Consider the following 20,263-nt stretch of genomic DNA (forward strand, 5'->3'; position numbering starts at 1 on the left):
AGTTCTTACATTAATAATTCTAACATGTATGAATATTCTGAGAATAATACAAGAGTACGATTTTAATATAATCACTGTACCTAATATAATGGTAAATATATGTAAAATAATATTTATATACACCTTATTTCAAACAAAAATCCGGTCACAAATGACCAACATCCTTATCTGAGTCAAAAAATGAAAAGCCATGAAAATTTTACAATGAGTAAAAGATTCACGGCTTTATTTTTGTCTATTTACTTATTTTATAATCTATTAAAAAAATGTAACCTGTTTTTCTCCAATACATTTCTTTAGTAGTTTGCGACAAAATGATAGAGAAATTTGTACAATTGGTCCAAGTGCGAATACCATAATAATTGTTCCAATACCGACAGGTCCTCCAAGAAGGTACCCTGCAAATGCAACAACAATTTCCATAATCGTACGAGCCACAGTAATACTACAATGGAACTTCTCCACAGCTAATAACATTAAGCTATCTCGAGGACCAGCACCTAAATTAGCAGAAATATAAATACCTCCCCCTACAGCGATTAAGACAACGCCTAAGAAGAAGTCCATAAATTGCAATGAAATAAGATGAACATCCGGTAATAACCAGTTGAAAAAATCTAGAAATAACCCAACAAAAATCATATTAAAAAATGTCCCTATTTTAGGAAATTGGCGCATACCTATTGAGGATACGGTGATAATGAGAACCCCTGCAATATCCGACCATAAACCGATAGATAAGCCAAAATGATTAAATAATCCAATATGGAGAACATCCCATGATCCTACTCCAAAACGTTGGCCTTTTACTGTTAATGCAATTCCTAGCCCAATCACCAAAAGCCCCGTAAAAAAGAATAACCAACGCCATCTATTTGCTTTCTTCACATACATCCTTCTTTCTACAATAAAACAATTGCCAATTAATAAGTTAAAGCCTCCATAAATTGGGGTTGTTACATCCCTTTAACATGAGATAAAGCTAGCTTAATAATTTTTTGACAACTTTTCTATTGTATCAAGAAACTATCACAATTGAAAAGATTACAACTTTCAAATATTTTTGATGAATGGGTACTAATTTTCAAATTTATATTCTAGAGGATATAAGATGAAATTCATGAGTTAGGAAGCTTCTTCATCCCTACCGAGGACTGAGAGATAATACTTTCATTCGGAAAAATATCAGAAGTGTTTTATAGAATATTAATAAAAAGAAAATCCGAACAAATGTGAATTTAAATACAATTTCACATTATAGTTCGGATTTCCGTTAGCTAAAACTCTTAAGTCTCTTCTATATAATTCATTAACATTTAAGTAAGAGATACTATTTGTGCTTTTGCAGCTTTTACTAGATTCTCAGGTGTAATACAAATTTGCATACCAATTTTTCCTGCACTTACATACATTTCATCTACCTGTTCAGCAGAAATATCGATAAATGTAGGATATTGTTTCTTCATACCAATTGGTGAACAACCTCCACGAATATACCCTGTGTTCGGAAGTAAATCCTTTACATGAAGCATTTCAATCTTCTTTTCCCCAACAACTTTTGCAGCTTTTTTTAGATTTAGTTCTTTAGCTACCGGTATTACAAATACATAGAGATTTCCTTTACCTGCTGTAGCAACGAGCGTTTTAAAAACTTTTTCTATGGGTTGGTTAATCTTCGTAGCAACCGAAATACCGTCTATTTTTCCTTCTTCTACTTCATATTCTGCAAGTATATAAGGAATCTTTTGTTGATCTAAAAGCCGTACTGCGTTTGTTTTTTGTATTTTATGTTTTGCCACGGTACATCACTTCCTCTATACAGCACGGTAAATTATTGGTTCTGCAAAATGGAATCCTTGTTTAGCCATTTGCATATGGAAAGAGTAATGAGCAATGGCTTTTTTGAAAAGCCGTTGTTTCGTTTTTTCTTGTGCAATTACAGCGCTATCACTTGTAGTAGCACTTTCCTCTTTCCCATGGTCGTTCATTTGAAAGACATTAGATAATTTAGTTTCATGAGTAGATTGACTTTGTGTTTCTTGAATTGTTTCAGAAGCAGTGGCAGCCACTTGCAAATCCTGTTGGCTTGGATTTTCTGGAGCCAATGCTGCATCGCGTACGTCCTCTAAAATAGTAATTGTTTGAGCATACTTTTCGTCCGAAGAAATAGGGTCCGCTAGTTGAGCAGAAGCTACTTCATCATCAACAGGTGAATTTTGCTGTTCAATAAGATCCTTTTGTTGTTTTAAATCTTGAATCGCAGCCTGAACTTCAGGTTGATGGTCTTTTTCCTTTTTCCCTGTCAATAAATCAACTAATTCTTCAAGTGCTGGATTAAATTTTGGCTTAAAGTATTGGGCATTTTTTCGATATGCATCATCTGCTGTTTTTTGACGAAGTGCTCTTTTACGATTTTCAACTTCAGCATAACGATTACTCACAAGAGAAGTCACATTCATGTCAATCACCTCTTTTCCAATATCAATATAGTTATTACCATGTTATCACCAATATTTGAGACAGGTAAATGTCTATTTACTCAAATATACTAGTAATGTTTAATAGGTAAATAAAACTAAATATTAGAATTTTATTAATCTTTGTTCCCAAATAATTTTTGGAGTGCTTCTGCCATTGCATTATTTGTTGGTTCATCTTGCTTTTTCATATACTTTTGAACATCGCGTTTCGATACTTTAGTATTGCCTGTTGCCTTTTTACGTTTTTCAAAAGCAGATAGTTTTTCACGGTGCCCACATGAACATACGAAGATACGTCCATCTCCTTCGCCACGTAATTCTAATTTTTTATGACAAACTGGACAACGTGCATTTGTTAATGTCGATAATTTTTTCTTATATCCGCAAGTACGGTCTTGGCAGACTAACATTTTACCGCGTTTTCCGTTTACTTCGAGTAAAAGTTTTCCACAATCTGGGCAATGCTTGCCAGTAACATTATCATGTTTGAACTTTTTATCACTAGTTTTAATATCTTTTACTGCCTTTTTAGAAAAATTAACCATATTATTAATGAAATCGGATTTTTTTGCAGAACCTTTAGCAATTTTCGTTAATTCTGTTTCCCATTGTGCTGTCAATGCTGGGGATTTCAAATCGGCAGGTGCAAGGTCTAATAGCTGACGACCTTTTGACGTTGTGTATAAGTCTTTTCCTTTTTTCTCAATAACAAATGACTTAAAGAGTTTTTCAATAATATCAGCACGTGTTGCAACTGTTCCGATACCACCTGTTTCATGTAATGTTTTGATCAACTCTTTGGATTCCCCACTCATAAATTGCGTTGGATTTTCCATTGCTGCAAGTAGTGTACCTTCATTGAAACGTGCTGGTGGTTTGGTTTCTCCCTGTGTCATCGCAATGGCACGTAATTTTACATTTTCACCTTTTTTGAATACTGGCAATGTATGACTAGATGATTCTTCATCATCTTGGTGATATACCTTTTTCCATCCTTCATCACGAACCGTGTTGCCTTTTACTTTGAATATTTCGCCACTTACATTCAAAGTAACGGTTGTTTGATCATATTGATAAGGTCCAAAGAATACTGCTAAAAATCGTTTGGCGATAAGATCGTATAATTTTCTTTCTTTGTCAGAAAGGTTAGGCAAAATAGCTGGTTCTTCTGTTGGAATAATGGCATGGTGATCTGAAACCTTGGCGTTATCCACTACGCCTTTTTGTGGTCTTACTTGTTTATTTCTTAACAATGAGTTAGCTGCAGCACGGTTATCCCCAACCGCTGATGCTTTAATACGTTCAGCTAACGTGCCCACCATATCAGATGTTAAATGTTTGGAATCTGTCCGTGGATAAGTAACAATTTTATGGTGTTCATATAAGTTTTGTAATGTGGATAACGTTTCTTTTGCAGACCAACTCCAGCGTTTGTGTGCTTCTTTTTGTAATTCTGTTAAGTCAAAGAGTGTTGGTGCGAACGTTTTTTTCGGCACTGTTTGAACATCTTCTACAATTGCTTCATGAACATGATCGAGTTTTTTTAGTAACTGCTCAATTTTTTCCTTATTAAAGGATTGTGTCTGATTAGTCCCTTTTTCAGACCATGTAAATGTAGCTTCGTTTGTGATAGCTTGAAGTCCATAATAAGTTTTTGGTTTAAAGTTTTTGATCTGTTCTTCACGTTCCGCAATCATAGCAAGTGTAGGTGTTTGTACTCGACCTGTTGATAGTTGTGCATTATACTTCACTGTCAATGCACGAGTTGCGTTAATCCCTACAACCCAGTCTGCTTCTGCACGTGCAACTGCTGCTTCGTATAAATTGTTGTATGCTCGTCCGTCTTTTAAATGTGCAAAACCGTCTTTTATCGCTTTATCTGTGACTGAAGATATCCACAGACGTTTAATCGGCTTATGGCATTTCGCTTTTTCTAAAATCCATCGGGCAACAAGTTCCCCTTCTCGTCCTGCATCTGTTGCAATAATAACCTGATTAACATCCTTACGAGCAAGTTGTGTCTTCACTGCATTAAATTGTTTTGTTGTTTGACGAATTGGTACTAGCTTAAATGGATTTGGGATAATCGGTAGATCCTCCATTTTCCATTCTTTATATTTGTTATCGTACTGTTCTGGATCTGCATGTGTCACTAAATGGCCGAGCGCCCAAGTGACAATATATTGGGAACCTTCTAAAAAGCCATTCCCCTTTTTGTTACATCCTAAGACACGTGCAATATCACGTCCCACAGATGGTTTTTCAGCTAAAACTAAAGATTTAGACATAATTCTGCTCCTCTCAATGTCTTCTATTATAACGGAAATAACGTATAGATTAAAAAATGATGCTGGCATTGATTAGCAGAGAAATTAAAATAGGCTACCTAATTTCAATTAATTTTGATTTTAGGTAACCATTCAATTTACTTAGCCTCTATATTCTCATGCTACTATCTATAAGAAACAACTCGAAAGAATCAAGCCTCCTCTATCCATTCTTTATACAATTGCTCTATTTTCTTTTGGAACTCTTCTTTTTCTTGTTTAGATAAAGATTGCTTCATACGTTCCTCAATCTGTTCAATTTGTTGTTCTATTGATAAAGGATGCTGATTTGTCGTTGTTATACATTGCTTTTTCTTTGTTTCAGATGGAAGTACTTTTGCTTGTTGTTTTTCTTTTGCCCACAGGTAATTACCTACATGAATCGTCACCGTTTGTTGCTCAATCCATGCAATCTTGGTAAATATTTTTTGTAAGAAATAACGGTCATGACTGACTGCGATAATCGTACCTTCAAAATTTTGAAGATTTTCCTCCAATACTTCTCTTGATTCAATATCTAAATGGTTTGTAGGTTCGTCTAGCACAAGTAAATTGATATCTTGTTGCATTAACTGTGCTAAACGCAAGCGCATTTTTTCACCACCGCTTAAATCGTATACCTTTTTATAAACGTCATAGCCGTAAAACAAAAACCTAGCTAGGACATGTCTTGCCTCTTCTTCTGCCATTGAAATATTTTCTCGAAAGGCATCGATTAATCTCGCGTTTCTATCTAATGTTTCAAACTCTTGTGCAAGATAACCTACTTTTACATTACTCCCGATAATACACTGCCCTACATCCGGCTTAACCTCACCAAGCATCATTTTTAGCAAAGTTGTTTTTCCAGTTCCATTTTCACCTACAATTGCTAAGCGGTCTTGCCAGTAAACTGAAAAGTTCACGTTATTAAATAAGGGTCTTTTATACGTTTTCTCGACATTTTTGACTGTAATAACTTCCTTACCACTTCGATCGCTCACCTCTAGAGATAAGGTCATCTTCTTCTCTATCTTTGGTCTTTTAACTAACTCAATTCTCTCTAAAGCTTTTTCCATACTTTTTGCTTTACGGTATAAATCAGGATTTGGGGGTGATGCCTCATTTGCCCATTGTCTAAGTCGTTTTATCGCTTCTTTCATTTTCTTAATCTTTTTTTGTTGCTCTTGATATTGAGAAAATTGTTGGGCAACTATTTCCTCTTTACTTTTCACATAATCATCATAATTACCATGGAAAAGAAAAGCTTCTCCATCTTCTAGTTCAATTACTTTTTGTACAACATTGTTCATAAATTGCCGATCATGTGAGACCACGATGACTGTACCTGAAAAGTTCTTGATATACTCTTCCAACCATTCGATTGCTTGTAAGTCCAAATGATTTGTCGGCTCATCGAGTAATAAGATGGATGAACTTTGTAAAAGTATTTGCCCTAACATGACCTTCGTTTTTTCCCCACCGCTAAGATCTTCAAATTGTTGGCCAAGTAAATGATGAATCCCTAAACCATTTGCGACACTTGCCAATTTAGATTCTATTTCATAGCCACCTTGTTGCAAAAATTGTTCTTGTAATTGTCCATACTCATCTAAAGTCTTTTCAAGGTTTTCTGCCACTGCCATTAGATTCTCGAGTTCTGACATTTTGCTTTGAATTTTTACTAATGCAGAGAATGCCTCCATTAGAACCTCTGAAACCGAAAAATCAGGATAATAAGGAATTTGATGCAAATAACCAATCGTACTATTTTTCTTCTTAATAATTCTCCCTGCATCAGGTATATCTACCCCAGCTAATAATTGCAGTAAGGTTGTCTTGCCACAGCCATTATTTCCTACGACTGCTACATGCTCGGCTGTTTGGACCTCGACTGTTAAATTTTCAAAAATAATATGACCACCAAATGATTTGGTAACATTTTCTGCTTTTATAGACATCTACTTTCCCTCCGAATACGTAGCGGAAAAGCCTTAAATACAAAAAGACTGCCTATTAACGAGCAGTCTTTTCTGTGAAAATATGTGAAAAGAATGGTTAGTCAGCTACGTTTTTTATTTGATTTGCTTTTAAAAAAGGGCATACGTATCCCGTTAGCTGCAACATCAAAAGTAATGACACGTGCAAAATACATAGCTGTATCTACATTTACACTAGTCAACATAGCTGAATTCTTCATTCTTTTCACCTCCGTTCAAATAATTATATAAATTATATCATGTGTTTAATTTTTTGAAAATAAAGAAATCATTTTCGTTGACTAAAAAACTGTCTTCGATAATTTACATCGAGACAGTTCTTTTACTTTTCTAAAATGTCTAGTGTTGGTCAATTGTTTCTTTAGGTAAATTTTTGCTTAGTTCACAATATTTTACGAATACACGTGCCATTTCACGAAGACGTTCATGAACGTTTTCATCAATAATTTTGTTTTCTTTATCAAAATGTCCAGCATGTGTATATACATAGTTTGGTGTAACTAATGCACGGAAATAGTCAAGGATTGGTTTTAATTGATTTTCTACTACTAAATGGTGTTGATAAGTACCACCGTTTGCGACGATTGAAACTGGTTTGTATCTCAGAGCTTTTGGGTGAAGGAAGTCAAATGTATTCTTTAAAACCCCAGGTATTGACCCTTGGAAAATGGGTGTTGCCAAGATATATCCATCTGCTTCTTCAATAGTTTTAACTAATTTTTTCATATCGTTATTATATTGATCAAACGGACGACCATCTACAAATTGATGATCGAATTCGGCTAAATGTAATTGTTCAATTTCTAAATTAGTATCAAATTCTTTTATATATTGTTCAACTTGCTCTAAAATAGCACCCGTTTTTCTACCAATAATGGTGCCATCAAGAAGTAAAATCTTCATATGATGTTTCCTCCAATTCAGAATTCCTAGAGTTATTGTAACAAATGCGGAAGTATCTCATATGGTACCATGCTTAAAATAAGCATAAATCAGTCTTTTGACGGAAAAATAAAATCACCTTTAATTTTATAGAATCCTTATAATTCCTAGAGTTTTATAGTTTCGATACGATTTTATACATATTACACCTCTTCATCCCATAAATTGAAAAGAGCAGCGGAAAGGATGGAGATATATGAAATATCAAAACAATGAGGAAACAAATAAAAAGACAGTCTTTGTAGGAGCTGTGACTCCTTGCTATAATCTTTACCCAATTGAAAGAATTATTACGCTCTCTGCGATGTTCGACAAACAGCAAACTGAAATACTCGTTAGACATGACGAACACGCTCTAAATTTTTTAAAACAAAAAGGCATTACACCGATTGTGTATAAAAATGATAAACAATTAATAGCAGAACTTTCAAAGCTCTCACCTGATTTACTTATTCATGATGCAGGGAGCACTGAATTACCTTTAATTGATCACTTAAAAACGTTTATCCCAACAATTCTCCATTTTGATGATTTTGGAGAAGGTGGTTCATCAGCCGATTGTGTTTTCCATACGTTGTACCAAGAAAAACGTGAAAAATTATTACCTCATTTTTTAGTTGGCCCTTCTTCTTATGTTGTGCCAAAACAATTACAGGCAATATCGAAAAGTACACATAATTTATCAGATAAGCCCCATATTGTTGTAGCGATTGAAGGTTCCGATCCAGACAATACAAGTTATCGTGTTCTACGTCATTTGTTACAATTGCAAATCCCTATAAAAGTTTCAGTTATTGTGCAAATGAGTTATGCACATGATGTGGATGAACTAAAACTAATGGCTCTTAGCCGAAAAAATATTAAAGTAATTCAAAAAGACAACGCCATCTATGAATTATTAGAAGTGGCAGATATTGTAATTTGCGGTGCAAAATATACACCCTATAAAGTAGCTACAATCGGTATTCCATGTATTGTCACTTGCCAGGATGAGCTGGATATGCAACATATCTTTCCTACCGAAACAAATGGTTTTATCAATCTAGGGTTAGGTAAAAAGCTAAAGCAATCCATCTTGCAGAACGCAGTGATGGAATATCTCCTACATGAAGCAAGGTGTGAACATGCTATTCGCAAGCAACTTAATATTGATTTAAATCGTAACAACCAATACATTCAGTCATTATTAAAAAGTTTCATCGCTAGCCCAGCAAAATCAACTGCTTTTTTAGTTGAAGAACAAGCCAAGAAAACAAGTGGTATGATACAATAACAAAAAGATGAAACATAATTGATATCTTATCCACAAAGGAGATTTGTCATGCCAACAAAAGATGAATTACTATACCAAATTGCCGAGCTAAAAAGCGATTATATTCGCCAACAAGGTGATATTGAAAAATTAGAATCTACAGGATATCCTGAGCTTATTGAAAAAGCTGAACAACGTCTTTCAGATATGGAAAAACAACTAGCTGAATTGAACAATCAGTTAAAAGCTTATGAATCCTAAAGCGCCTACCCACCTAAAGGCGCTTTTACTGTGCTAAAAACTAACTCTATAACAAATTCTCTTTAATAAGGTGAAACTTCCATAAGTAGATGTTTTCCAACGTACGGAAGTACTAATGCCAACGTTGTAACAGACGTGGCTTTTTTAGTTGGCACCATCCACTCTTGTTGTTAGTTGAACCAATCAGGCTTTTACGAGCAAATATCACCCACCTATCTTTTTCATTTTTCTCACTCTTGAGGTGGATGCCTTACTGCCGGTTAAAGCGGGATAGATACTTGTCACCAAATACACCACTAATTACACTACCCATGCGTACTTCATGCATGGATACGGAGGACCCAAAATCAATGAGTATATTAACAGTTGAAAATTTAGGCCATACTTTTGGCGATCGTACCCTTTTTAAAGATGTATCATTTCGTATTGTAGAAGGAGAACATGTTGGTCTTGTTGGAGCAAATGGTGTTGGTAAATCAACATTAATGCACATTCTAACGGGTGAACTGATCCACGATACTGGTCGTGTTGAATGGCTACCAGGTACACATTATGGTTATTTAGATCAACATGCAGTATTAACACCTGGAAAGACAATACGTGATACATTACGAGATGCTTTCTTACCTTTATATAAAAAGGAAGAAGAGTTGAACGAAATTACTGCTAAAATGGCAGATGCTACACCTGAGGAATTGGAAAATTTACTTGAAGACATGGCTGTTATTCAAGATGCCTTGGATGCAGGCGATTTCTATACATTAGATATAAAAATTGAGGAAGTTGCACGTGGTCTTGGCCTGGATGCCATCGGTTTAGATCGTGACGTTACTGCCCTTTCAGGTGGTCAACGTACAAAACTATTATTAGCAAAACTTCTATTAGAAAAACCAAAAGTTTTACTATTAGACGAACCTACCAACTATTTAGATGAAGAACATATTACTTGGTTAAGTAATTATTTAAAAGGTTACCCACATGCCTTTTTATTAATCTCACATGATACGGAATTTATGAATGGAGTAGTAGATGTTATTTTCCATTTAGAATTTTCAAAACTAACTCGTTATACAGCTACTTACGAAAAATTCCTAGAGCTTGCAGAAATAAACAAACGTCAGCATATCGATGCTTATGAAAAACAACAGGAATTTATCAAAAAACAAGAAACGTTTATCGCCAAAAATAAAGCTCGTTTCTCTACTACAGGTCGTGCAAAATCTCGTCAAAAACAATTGGATCGTATGGAAAGAATTGACCGTCCTGAAACAGCTGCAAAACCACAATTCTCCTTCAAAGAATCTCGTAGCTCTAGTCGCTATATAGTAGAAGCTGAGAATTTACTAATTGGTTATGACAAGGACAAGCCACTACTTCCACCACTTACGTTCCAGATTGAACGTGGCGAAAAAATTGCTCTCGTTGGGATGAACGGAATTGGTAAATCTACCTTATTAAAAACAATGCTAGGTAAAATCCCTGCACTTGGCGGTAAAGTCGAACGAGGCGATTTCTTATTCCCATCATATTTCGAACAAGAAGTAAAAGCCGGGTCCATCACACCAATTGATGATGTATGGAACGCCTTCCCTGCTTTAGAACAAGCTACTGTGCGTGCCTTACTTGCAAAAACTGGATTAAAAAATGAACATATATCTCGTCCACTAAACCAATTAAGTGGTGGAGAACAAGCAAAAGTTCGTTTATGTAAACTAATGATGGAAGAAAGTAACTGGATGCTATTCGATGAACCGACGAACCATTTAGATGTCGATGCAAAAGAAGAGCTAAAACGTGCCATGAAAGAATACAAAGGAACCATCGTATTAGTCAGTCACGAACCAGAATTCTACGATGGACTTGTCACGAAAGTTTGGAATGTCGCAGAATGGTTTGCTCAAGGACATCAATAATTTTCACGTTACTCGTTTAGTCATTAATAATTTAAAATGCTTTATTAAAAGTAAAAAAGTACAATTCAAAACTAATTTTGAATTGTACTTTTTATATTTACAAATAGTTTTCCGTATTAGGTGAAAGCTTTCCGCGGAGTGCCCGGTAAGTTTCTCAATAAACTTCTCAATATTTTAACTTTCATTTTTGCTTCTTTTATAATTTCGCTATAGTTTTGTATAAGCTGTCTATCCAAAGCATTCTTGGCATTCAGTTACATGACTGAAATTCAAGGTGGCAATTTCAAAAAAGATATATAAACTAATCTAAACTCAAAACATCACTACATCAAATTAGTACAGTGATGTTTTTTATGAAAAAGTGAACATTTCTTGAATTCGCTCTTTTTTTCATTAATCATACTCATTTTTTCTCACTTTTTCATTGATTTATTTATATCTTACTGGTAAGATATAAATATAATATGAATAAAGAAAGTAGGAATCTATATGACAGTTACAATTTATACTCAAACAAGCTGTACTTCATCTAAAAAAGCTTTACAATGGCTACGTGATAATGATATCTCTTATAAAGAGAAACGTATTACTTCCGAACCTCTAACACTTTCTGAATTCAAACGTATTTTAAGTATGACTGAAGATGGTACAGATGAAATCATCTCAAAGAATTCCAAGGATTATAAAAACCTACATTGTGATGTTGAACAATTATCTATACAAGAACTTTATGATATTGTAAAAGATCATCCAAAAATGCTACGTAGCCCAATTCTATTAGATGAAAAACGACTTCAAGTTGGTTATAACGAAATGGATATTCGTCGCTTTATCCCTCGTAAAGTTCGTGCTTATGAATTGTATGAAATGCAACGTTTATCGTATGAAAGCTAATGATACATTTTGGAGATGAAAATTATGAATGAGGCAAGAAGAGAAAAGATTACTTCCCTTTTTGAAGTTGTATCTTCATTAGAAAGAAAATGGGCAAATGAGTGGAATAGCCACAATACGATGGGATTGTCTAAAACGCACATCTTCATACTCGATATACTTGAATCAGAAGGGCCAATGCGTCCATCTTCTTTAGCAGAAAGACTCCACGTCACTACAGGTGGTGTTACTGTACTCACTACAAAGTTGACGAAAGCTGGTTATATTAACAAAACACAAAATCCAACCGATCGTCGCGCTTCTCAACTGGAAATTACTGATGCAGGACATGAACTTTTAGAGGCTGCCCATGAACATATTAATAGCATTGTTGATCGTATGTTTGGCATGCTTACAGAAGATGAGATTCAGTCTTTAAAAATTATTTTCTCTAAATGCTTACTTGGGTAATTTTTAAAGCAAACAAATTCGGTGGCGGAATCCAAATCTACCACCGCGGAAACAATATTTCATGACGGATATTATTATAGAGAAAGAGAAAGAGGCTGTTCCATAAGTTTTCTACTTATGGGACAGCCTCTTTTTCATGCTACATCTTCATCTCAGCCAACAACCTCTGCATAGACTGTCTGATGCTGTGATTAGATTGATAGTAATGATTATGCGGGTAATATGACTTCTTTTGAAGTTGCATCAGACATCATAATATCTTTTAAACGTTGTTTTGCACGGAATAGACGAGATTTCACTGTACCAATAGATACTTTCATCAATTCAGCAATCTCTACTAAAGAATATTGGTTGACATAGAAATATAAAAGCGTATTGCGATAGATACTATCAAGTTGATTAATCTTTTCTTGAACAATTTTTGAAACGGCTTCTTGTTCTACAACTGTTTCTGTAGAAGGATCATTATTGGGAACCAAATCTAGTACTGGCACGTCTAATGTTTCAGGTTGGCTCATCATATATTTGCTACGACGAACATTTTTGCGATAGCGGTCGCGGAATGTATTCATACAAATAGTAGTAAGCCATGCTTTTACATGTTCAACTTCTGCAACATAAGATTCGTAACGGACAACTTTTACCCAAACTTCTTGCATGAGGTCTTCAGCCTCTGCTCTGTTGCGCGTTAATTTTAAGCATAAGTGATATATATAACGATTATATTCTTCATAAACATTTTCAAGTGTAGTATTCATCTTTAAATATCCTCCGGTTTATCGTCTTGCTTTGATAAACCTATTTTCGCAAAAACAAAGCTTTCACTCTATCGGATTAACTTTCAATTACATTACATTCGTGTAAGGTTTGACAAACATATGTGTAATAAATGTTTTTTTGAATGAAATGAAGATCAACAGGCATAGGCTTTATCACAACTCGGGCTCCCTTTGTCACAACTCACGCTTCATTTATCACAACTCAGTTTCTTTATCACAACTCACGCTCCCTTTATCACAACTCAGGCTTCATTTATCACAACTCACGCTCCCTTTATCACAACTCGGACTTCATTTATCACAACTCAGTTTCTTTATCACAACTCACGCTCCTTTTATCACAACTCAGGCTTCATTTATCACAACTCACGCTCCCTTTATCACAACTCAGTTTCTTTATCACAACTCACGCTCCTTTTATCACAACTCAGGCTTCATTTATCACAACTCACGCTCCTTTTATCACAACTCACGCTCAAACTTAGTTTCTGTTAATTTGATCCTTTGCACTTTACGATAAAAAAGCCTAAAGCAATATTTTCATATGCTTTAGGCTATAATACTTTTTATAATAGCTTACTCCTCTTGCTCTTCAAAAGGTTGCTTTGTTATCGTCAATTTTATAATTCGATTATCATCGACCTCATTTACAATAATGTGGAGGTTTTCAAAGTCAAAAGTTTCACCAGGTTCGGGAATATGCAAACTTTGCTCCAGTACAAATCCCCCAACTGTTTCGTGATCTTGAGGGATGTCCACATGGAAGATTTCATTGGCTTCTTCAATTTCTAATCGTCCATGACAGACTAGTGTATCTTCTGTTAGTTCATAAACGAGCGACTCTTCTTCCTCATCAGATTCATCTTCAATTTCTAGCCCAATCATTTCTTCAATAATATCTTCATGTGAAACGATTCCAAGTGTACCGCCATATTCATCTAATACGATAGCTAAATGTTTCTTCTGTGTAAGCATTAAAGTAAACACTTTCTCAATGCTTACAGTTGAAACTACAAATAATGGGTCTTCATCGATAAAATCAACTAACTTCTTCGAAGGATTTAATGACCATTCCACGAATTTCTTTGAATAGAACATCCCTACTACATTGTCCAAACTTTCTTCATAAACAGGATAGCGAGTAAATGAATACTCTAAAATTGTATTTCGTACTTCATCATAAGTAGCATCAATGGTTAATCCTATTACATCTGTACGATGTGTCCCCATTACATCAGATACGTCCTTATCCGGAAAATCCAACATTTCTTTCAAACGATCAGATTCACTCTCATCAAATGTACCTTCCGTAGAAGCAACGTCAACCATACCTCTTAACTCTTCTTTTGTTAAAGTTGCTTCAGTTACTGTACCATTTGAAAGAATACGGATAAACAAATTTGTAAATCCTTGTACAATCCATGTGATTGGTGTAAGAATTCTTACAAAAAACGCAATGACTGGAGCAACAACATATGCAAGTCGATCAGCAAATGTAACAGCAATTGTTTTTGGTAGGACTTCCCCAAATATTATAATAATAATCGTTAAAATCGTCGTAGCCACTGAAACTTGCCAATTATGTCTTAAAGCAATGATTGTCAATAATGTCGGCATCAAAATATTAACGGTATTATTGACGATTAATATCGTCGTAATCATACGGTCTGATTGAGTAAGCAAAAGGTTCAATTTTTGAGACATACGGTCCCCTTGATTTGCTCTCAATTGAACCTTCATCCTATTAATAGCTGTTAAAGCTGTTTCACTTCCTGAAAAGAAAAATGATATGAGCAAACATATTATTAATCCAATAAATTCCAACTATATTCCTCCCACAAAACTTTAAAATCCGTTCCAATATTACACTTCATAATATACCATATTTTAGTGAACTCTGTATTTTGGAAACCTTGTGTTTTCTATATAAATAGATGGCTATGGTATAATAATTCTATTATCGAAATACTGAAATGAGGGATTTAAGTGAGTCAATTAGAAGCATTAGACACTTACTTTACTAAACATCGAGATGAACATCTTGATGAGATGAAACAATTTTTATCTATTGCGAGCATCAGTTCTTTATCTGAGCACAAAGAAGATATGAAAAAGGCAGCTAATTTTCTTGGAGAGTCTATGAAGAGAGCTGGTCTTGAAAACATTCAAATCAATGAGACGGCTGGTCATCCAGTTGTAACAGCGGATTGGTTACACGCTGAAGGAAAACCAACTGTATTAGTTTATGGTCACTATGATGTTCAACCTGTAGATCCTTTGGAATTATGGGATAGCGAACCTTTTAAACCTGAAATTCGTGACAATATTTTATATGCACGCGGATCAAGCGATGATAAAGGACAAGTGTTCATGCATGTAAAAGTAATTGAAGGTTTGATGAAAGAAAATGGTGAACTACCTGTTAACGTAAAATTCTTAATCGAAGGTGAAGAAGAAATCGGAAGTGTACATCTTCCTGAGTTTGTTGAAGCTCATAAAGAAGATCTTGCAACAGACTTAGTATTAATCTCAGATACAAGTCTTTATGCACCAGGTCGTCCAGCAGTATGCTACGCATTACGCGGATTAACAGGTGTTCAAATTGACGTTCGTGCTGCTAAAGGAGATCTTCACTCAGGTATTTATGGTGGCGGTGTCCAAAACCCAATCCATGCATTAGCTGATATTCTATCTTCATTCCACGATGAACATGGCACGATTGCGGTAGACGGTTTCTACGATAAAGTCCGTCCAATTACAGCTGAAGAAAAAGCAGCTTATGAAGCATTAGATTTTGACGAAGAAGGCATTAAAGAAGAAGCTGGTGTCAAAGAATTATATGGCGAAGAAGGTTACACTTACCTTGAACGCACATGGGCTCGTCCAACTTTAGAAGTAAACGGTGTATTTGGCGGCTTCTCAGGTGAAGGTATTAAAACAGTTCTTCCTGCAACTGCTGGAGCAAAAATTACTTGTCGCTTAGTTCCTGATCAAGACCCTTACGAAATTGTTGAACAATTACGTGCACATATTGAAAAACATAAACCAGCTGGTGTGGACATTACAGTAACTGATTTCGATAAAGGGAAACCTTTTATCACTCCGCTTGATCATCCATATATTCAAGCTGCTGGTCGTTCATATGAAACTCAATATGACACAAAAACAGCCTATATTCGTGCAGGTGGTTCTATTCCAATCGTAGCTACATTTGACGAAATCCTAGAGGTGCCTGTTATCATGATGGGCTTTGCCTTATCAACAGAAAACTTCCATGCACCAAACGAACATTTCCACTTAGAAAACTTTGATAAAGGACTTCGTGTTATTAGTGATTACTATTACGAAATCGCCAATTTATCAAAATAGATTCTAAAAAAACCGGAATTCCTATTAATAGGAATTCCGGTTTTTTTAGCTTAAAAGGAAGGGTGAAAAAAATACCTTCACAATTATTCCTTTTCACCAAAGTTAGTAACAATTTCTTCAGCAGATTTACGTGGTTTTTCTTTAGGAATTGTATCAAAATAACCAAATTGAAGCATGCTGATAATTCGTTCTTCTGGTTTTACACCTAGTGCATCACGGAATTTTGGATTATCAATCCAGTTTGGTGTTTTCCAACATGCACCGATTCCACGGTCCCATGCTAATAATTGAATGTTTTGGATAAAGCCACTTGCTGCTGCAAAATCTTCATAACGTTCTTTTTGGCGAACGTCTTGAGGTACAATGACAAATGCATAAGCACCCGGGGTTACGAATTTTTGCATTTTCTTCGCAAGTACTTCTTCAGATAGCTCTTTCCAATCTGGCACTGCATATTCACGGATTAAATCTTTCAATTCATCTAATTCAGAGCCACTAGCTAATACAATTCGCCATGGTTGACGATTACCATGATTTGGCGCCCATACTGCAATATCAATGATTTCCATTAAATCTTCACGATCTACTGGTTGACCATTAAACATTTTAATAGAACGACGACCACGGATAGCTTCTTCAACAGATAAAGATTGTTCGTTCATCATAATCACTCCTAATACAATCACAATTTACATAGAATATACCTGGTATGTATATTACTAAAATCAACCTTACCACAATCTTTCTAAAATATAAAAGAACATAACTGCAAGGTTATATGACATCTATTTTGAAAAAGTAATATTTTATATTAGGTGTATATGCACTTGAATCTTCATATGTCCATAATCGATGATAACTGTTCGTTGTATGTGCATTCACGTATGGTACACCCTTAACAATACTTGTTATGATTAAGGTATGATTAATTTTACCGTCACCATCAAAATCTAAAAAGATTAAATCCCCTAACTGTAATTCACTGACACTATCCACTCGTTTTCCGACTAATCCTGTTTTAGCCGTTTCTAAATACCAACGGAGCGCATTTGATGTCGTCCAGCTATAACTCCAAGTTCCACCTTTGATCCACCAACCCTTAGCACGATTAGGTGCACCCGTCATAGGAGCTCCACCTGCCAATAAACATTGTGAAATGTAATTTGTGCAATCATCATCGAATTTTGGAAAAGCAGGATTGAAACTGTTCCACCAACGATTAGCATATTCAACTGCCGCTTTCCTATTATACATAGCCCAAAACCTCCTGTTCTTACCTTATGTAAAAACAGCACTATTTGCTACTTATCCTTTAAAGAAAACCGATATCATTAGAAAGATCAAAAGAAATATTATATAGATTTCGTATGATTACATTTACTTTATTTGGTAAATATTTATATATTTATATCCAATTATGTCAATAATATAAACTCAAAATTATTAAAGAACACAATTCTTCATTTTTCCATGATGAAGTGACAAAAATCACATAATTTTTGGTACAATAAAAACAACTAAGTTGTATCTCTTATTTTTGTTTGAAAGGATGTTTGAATTGACTCAGCACGCTGAAAAAGAGATTGTTGAAGCAACATTATTATGCGATCAAAAAGGAAACTTAAATCCTGCTGCTATTGGATATGCTAGAAAGCCAATTATCCAAAGCAATTTAAAGGGTCATTTCATGCGTAAGAAAAAATGGAATTATTGGTGCATATTCGGTGACGATATTATGTTCTCGGCGACCATTAGTCATTTAGATTACGCAGCAGTATGTTTCGTTTATTTCCTCGAATATGAAACTCAAAGATATTTTGAAAAAACGATTACGATTCCTCTTGGTAGTCGATTAAAGATGCCCGAAAAAGTTTTGGAAACAATATCTCTAAATAATAGTGATATGAAAATCCAAATATTATACTCTCAAGGAGAAACTCAAATGACGGTCACAATCCCTGATTTTGATGATGATCTTTTACATGCTGATTTAACCATTAAACATCCAGAAAACGATGAATCACTAAATGTAGTGATTCCATGGAATCGCCAAACATTCCAATTTACAGCCAAACACCACTCATTACCAACAAGTGGTTATGTGAAAATCGGCGATAAACGATACAACTTTAATGAAGAAGATTGTTTTGCAGTATTGGACTACGGACGTGGAATTTGGCCACGAGAAGCCATTTGGAATTGGGCCATGGCATCACAAAGTTGTGGGAATCATCGTATTGCTATAAATTTCGGTGGTCAATGGACAGATGGAACTGGTATGACTGAAAATGCTCTTTTTATAGATGGGAAAATGCAAAAAATCCATGAAGATGTAATTTTTAAATATAATAATCAAAACTTTATGCAACCTTGGCATATTCATACAAAATTCACTGATGATGTTCACCTTACCTTTACACCATTTTTTGAACGCGAAGCCTCAACAGATGTAAAATTGATAAAATCTACAGTTCATCAAATGGTCGGCTACTATGATGGACGTATCCGATTAGAGGATGGGTCTATTATGCCTATTCAACAATTGCTAGGAACCATAGAAGAACATGTTGCGAAGTGGTAAAAAGTAAGAGAGGTCTATTAAATTAGACCTCTCTTACTTTTTAGTTCATTTTACAATCGTATTTTTTACTGTATGCATGTCGGTACAGTTTTTCTGGATAATCTGTAAATACACCGTCTACTTCAATCTCTTCCATCAAATCGTAATCATTGGTTGTATTAACGGTGTATACTCGTACTGTATTGCCAGCATTAATGGCTTTTTTCGCAGATTCTCGTTTTGCTGCAACAAGTGAAATATGCAATGCAGTTGTACCAATCATTTGACCATATGCATCTAGATTCACTAATATTTTCATGAATAGTGCAGCCACTTCATTGGTAGGTGCCTTTTGAAGAACTCGTTCTACTATTTCATGGTCGAATGATGAAAATAAGACACGCTCCATCATCTCATGTGATTTCACTGTTTCAATAACATCATCTTCTAGACCTGGATATTCAAATACATCGGTTTTCAATTCAATATTAATCATATGATGTGTTGTTCTGAAAATATCAAGCACTTCATCGAGTGTAGGAATTTTCTCTCCAGTAAAATGCTGACCTTTCCATTTACCAAAATCATATGACCGAATTTCTTCAAATGTCATATCACGAATATAACCTTTCCCGTTCGAAGTACGGTCAATTTTTTCATCATGATTAATTACCAATACGCCATCCTTTGTACGCTGAACATCTAGTTCAACGCCGTAAATCGGTAATTTCGCTGCTTCTTTAAAAGCAAGTAATGTATTTTCTGGATAATCACCTGATGCACCACGATGCGCGAATATTTTCATTTGTTTTCCTCCAGCAATTTTCTAGTTACTAAATACATCCTATCGCTAGAGCAAATTTTATACAATATTTAAACTTCATATCAACTACGCATTAGCGTATAGTTATAATTATTACCCTAGGATCAAGTGAAACTTCCATTAGTGTGGGCTTCATCTCCACTGATGATTAGTTGAACCAATTGGGCTTTTATGGGCAGTTATTCCCCTACCCTCTTTGGTGGGAATTACTGCCCGTTTATTGCGACTTCCTTC

General features: G+C 35.0%; 19 protein-coding genes. 7 read left to right on the top strand and 12 right to left on the bottom strand.

The features are described from left to right. Window positions 1–258: 258 nt before the first annotated feature. The 7 genes from CW357_RS07325 to CW357_RS07350 all read right to left on the bottom strand — a co-directional run bounded on the left by CW357_RS07325 (window position 259) and on the right by CW357_RS07350 (window position 7,689). A complete protein-coding gene (locus tag CW357_RS07325; RefSeq protein WP_367269443.1) occupies window positions 259–894 on the bottom strand; it encodes a YczE/YyaS/YitT family protein in 636 nt (211 codons plus the stop codon). A 422-nt stretch (window positions 895–1,316) separates the two neighbouring features. After that, on the bottom strand, window positions 1,317–1,799 hold the full coding sequence (gene ybaK / locus CW357_RS07330) for a Cys-tRNA(Pro) deacylase (RefSeq protein ID WP_124217707.1): 483 nt from the start codon (window positions 1,797–1,799) through the stop codon (window positions 1,317–1,319). 15 nt (window positions 1,800–1,814) lie between these two features. Continuing rightward, window positions 1,815–2,459 (bottom strand): hypothetical protein, encoded by a 645-nt coding sequence (locus CW357_RS07335; RefSeq protein WP_124217708.1) that lies wholly within the window; start codon window positions 2,457–2,459, stop codon window positions 1,815–1,817. Between the two features lie 134 nt (window positions 2,460–2,593). Beyond that, a complete protein-coding gene (locus tag CW357_RS07340) occupies window positions 2,594–4,768 on the bottom strand; it encodes a DNA topoisomerase III (RefSeq protein WP_124217709.1) in 2,175 nt (724 codons plus the stop codon). A 191-nt stretch (window positions 4,769–4,959) separates the two neighbouring features. Beyond that, window positions 4,960–6,747 carry a ribosomal protection-like ABC-F family protein gene (abc-f, locus tag CW357_RS07345; RefSeq protein ID WP_124217710.1) on the bottom strand — a complete coding sequence of 596 codons (1,788 nt, stop codon included), beginning with the start codon at window positions 6,745–6,747 and terminating at the stop codon, window positions 4,960–4,962. A 101-nt stretch (window positions 6,748–6,848) separates the two neighbouring features. Then, window positions 6,849–6,986 carry an RAxF-45 family protein gene (locus tag CW357_RS18215; RefSeq protein WP_164489564.1) on the bottom strand — a complete coding sequence of 46 codons (138 nt, stop codon included), beginning with the start codon at window positions 6,984–6,986 and terminating at the stop codon, window positions 6,849–6,851. A gap of 139 nt (window positions 6,987–7,125) precedes the next feature. Then, on the bottom strand, window positions 7,126–7,689 hold the full coding sequence (locus CW357_RS07350) for an NADPH-dependent FMN reductase (RefSeq protein ID WP_124217711.1): 564 nt from the start codon (window positions 7,687–7,689) through the stop codon (window positions 7,126–7,128). Window positions 7,690–7,924: 235 nt separating this feature from the next. Here CW357_RS07350 and CW357_RS07355 point away from each other — a divergent pair, with 235 nt between their 5' ends. The 5 genes from CW357_RS07355 (at window position 7,925) to CW357_RS07375 (ending at window position 12,498) form a co-directional block, all read left to right on the top strand. Next, on the top strand, window positions 7,925–9,001 hold the full coding sequence (locus CW357_RS07355) for a PseG/SpsG family protein (protein WP_124217712.1): 1,077 nt from the start codon (window positions 7,925–7,927) through the stop codon (window positions 8,999–9,001). A gap of 48 nt (window positions 9,002–9,049) precedes the next feature. After that, on the top strand, window positions 9,050–9,241 hold the full coding sequence (locus tag CW357_RS07360) for an SE1832 family protein (protein WP_124217713.1): 192 nt from the start codon (window positions 9,050–9,052) through the stop codon (window positions 9,239–9,241). 350 nt (window positions 9,242–9,591) lie between these two features. After that, window positions 9,592–11,154: an ABC-F family ATP-binding cassette domain-containing protein gene (locus CW357_RS07365; RefSeq protein WP_124217714.1), complete on the top strand. Its 1,563-nt coding sequence runs from the start codon at window positions 9,592–9,594 to the stop codon at window positions 11,152–11,154. Window positions 11,155–11,643: 489 nt separating this feature from the next. Next, entirely contained in the window at window positions 11,644–12,048 is a 405-nt protein-coding gene (gene spx / locus CW357_RS07370; RefSeq protein WP_124217715.1) for a transcriptional regulator Spx, read from the top strand. 24 nt (window positions 12,049–12,072) lie between these two features. Further along, window positions 12,073–12,498, top strand: coding sequence for a MarR family winged helix-turn-helix transcriptional regulator (locus CW357_RS07375; protein WP_124217716.1), 426 nt, complete (start codon window positions 12,073–12,075; stop codon window positions 12,496–12,498). Window positions 12,499–12,707: 209 nt separating this feature from the next. On the opposite strand, the gene CW357_RS07380 is transcribed toward CW357_RS07375, so the two are convergent. Continuing rightward, window positions 12,708–13,256 (bottom strand): RNA polymerase sigma factor, encoded by a 549-nt coding sequence (locus tag CW357_RS07380; RefSeq protein ID WP_124217717.1) that lies wholly within the window; start codon window positions 13,254–13,256, stop codon window positions 12,708–12,710. Window positions 13,257–13,853: 597 nt separating this feature from the next. Next, the gene (locus CW357_RS07385) at window positions 13,854–15,101 is read right to left on the bottom strand and encodes a hemolysin family protein (protein ID WP_124217718.1); all 1,248 of its coding nucleotides are present in this window, start codon (window positions 15,099–15,101) and stop codon (window positions 13,854–13,856) included. Window positions 15,102–15,263: 162 nt separating this feature from the next. On the opposite strand from CW357_RS07385, the gene CW357_RS07390 reads away from it, so the two are divergent. Further along, window positions 15,264–16,646 (top strand): dipeptidase, encoded by a 1,383-nt coding sequence (locus CW357_RS07390; RefSeq protein WP_124217719.1) that lies wholly within the window; start codon window positions 15,264–15,266, stop codon window positions 16,644–16,646. Window positions 16,647–16,729: 83 nt separating this feature from the next. On the opposite strand, the gene CW357_RS07395 is transcribed toward CW357_RS07390, so the two are convergent. Next, entirely contained in the window at window positions 16,730–17,308 is a 579-nt protein-coding gene (locus CW357_RS07395) for a nitroreductase family protein (protein WP_119413990.1), read from the bottom strand. 112 nt (window positions 17,309–17,420) lie between these two features. Further along, a complete protein-coding gene (locus tag CW357_RS07400) occupies window positions 17,421–17,900 on the bottom strand; it encodes an amidase domain-containing protein (RefSeq protein WP_124217720.1) in 480 nt (159 codons plus the stop codon). Window positions 17,901–18,204: 304 nt separating this feature from the next. Here CW357_RS07400 and CW357_RS07405 point away from each other — a divergent pair, with 304 nt between their 5' ends. After that, complete coding sequence (locus CW357_RS07405) at window positions 18,205–19,227, top strand: DUF2804 domain-containing protein (protein ID WP_124217730.1); 1,023 nt, start codon at window positions 18,205–18,207, stop codon at window positions 19,225–19,227. A 40-nt stretch (window positions 19,228–19,267) separates the two neighbouring features. Here CW357_RS07405 and CW357_RS07410 read toward each other — a convergent pair whose 3' ends face one another. Further along, on the bottom strand, window positions 19,268–20,011 hold the full coding sequence (locus CW357_RS07410; RefSeq protein ID WP_124217721.1) for a glycerophosphodiester phosphodiesterase: 744 nt from the start codon (window positions 20,009–20,011) through the stop codon (window positions 19,268–19,270). Between the last annotated feature and the right edge of the window lie 252 nt (window positions 20,012–20,263).

Source organism: Rummeliibacillus sp. TYF005 (genome assembly GCF_003844195.1).
GTDB lineage: Bacteria > Bacillota > Bacilli > Bacillales_A > Planococcaceae > Rummeliibacillus.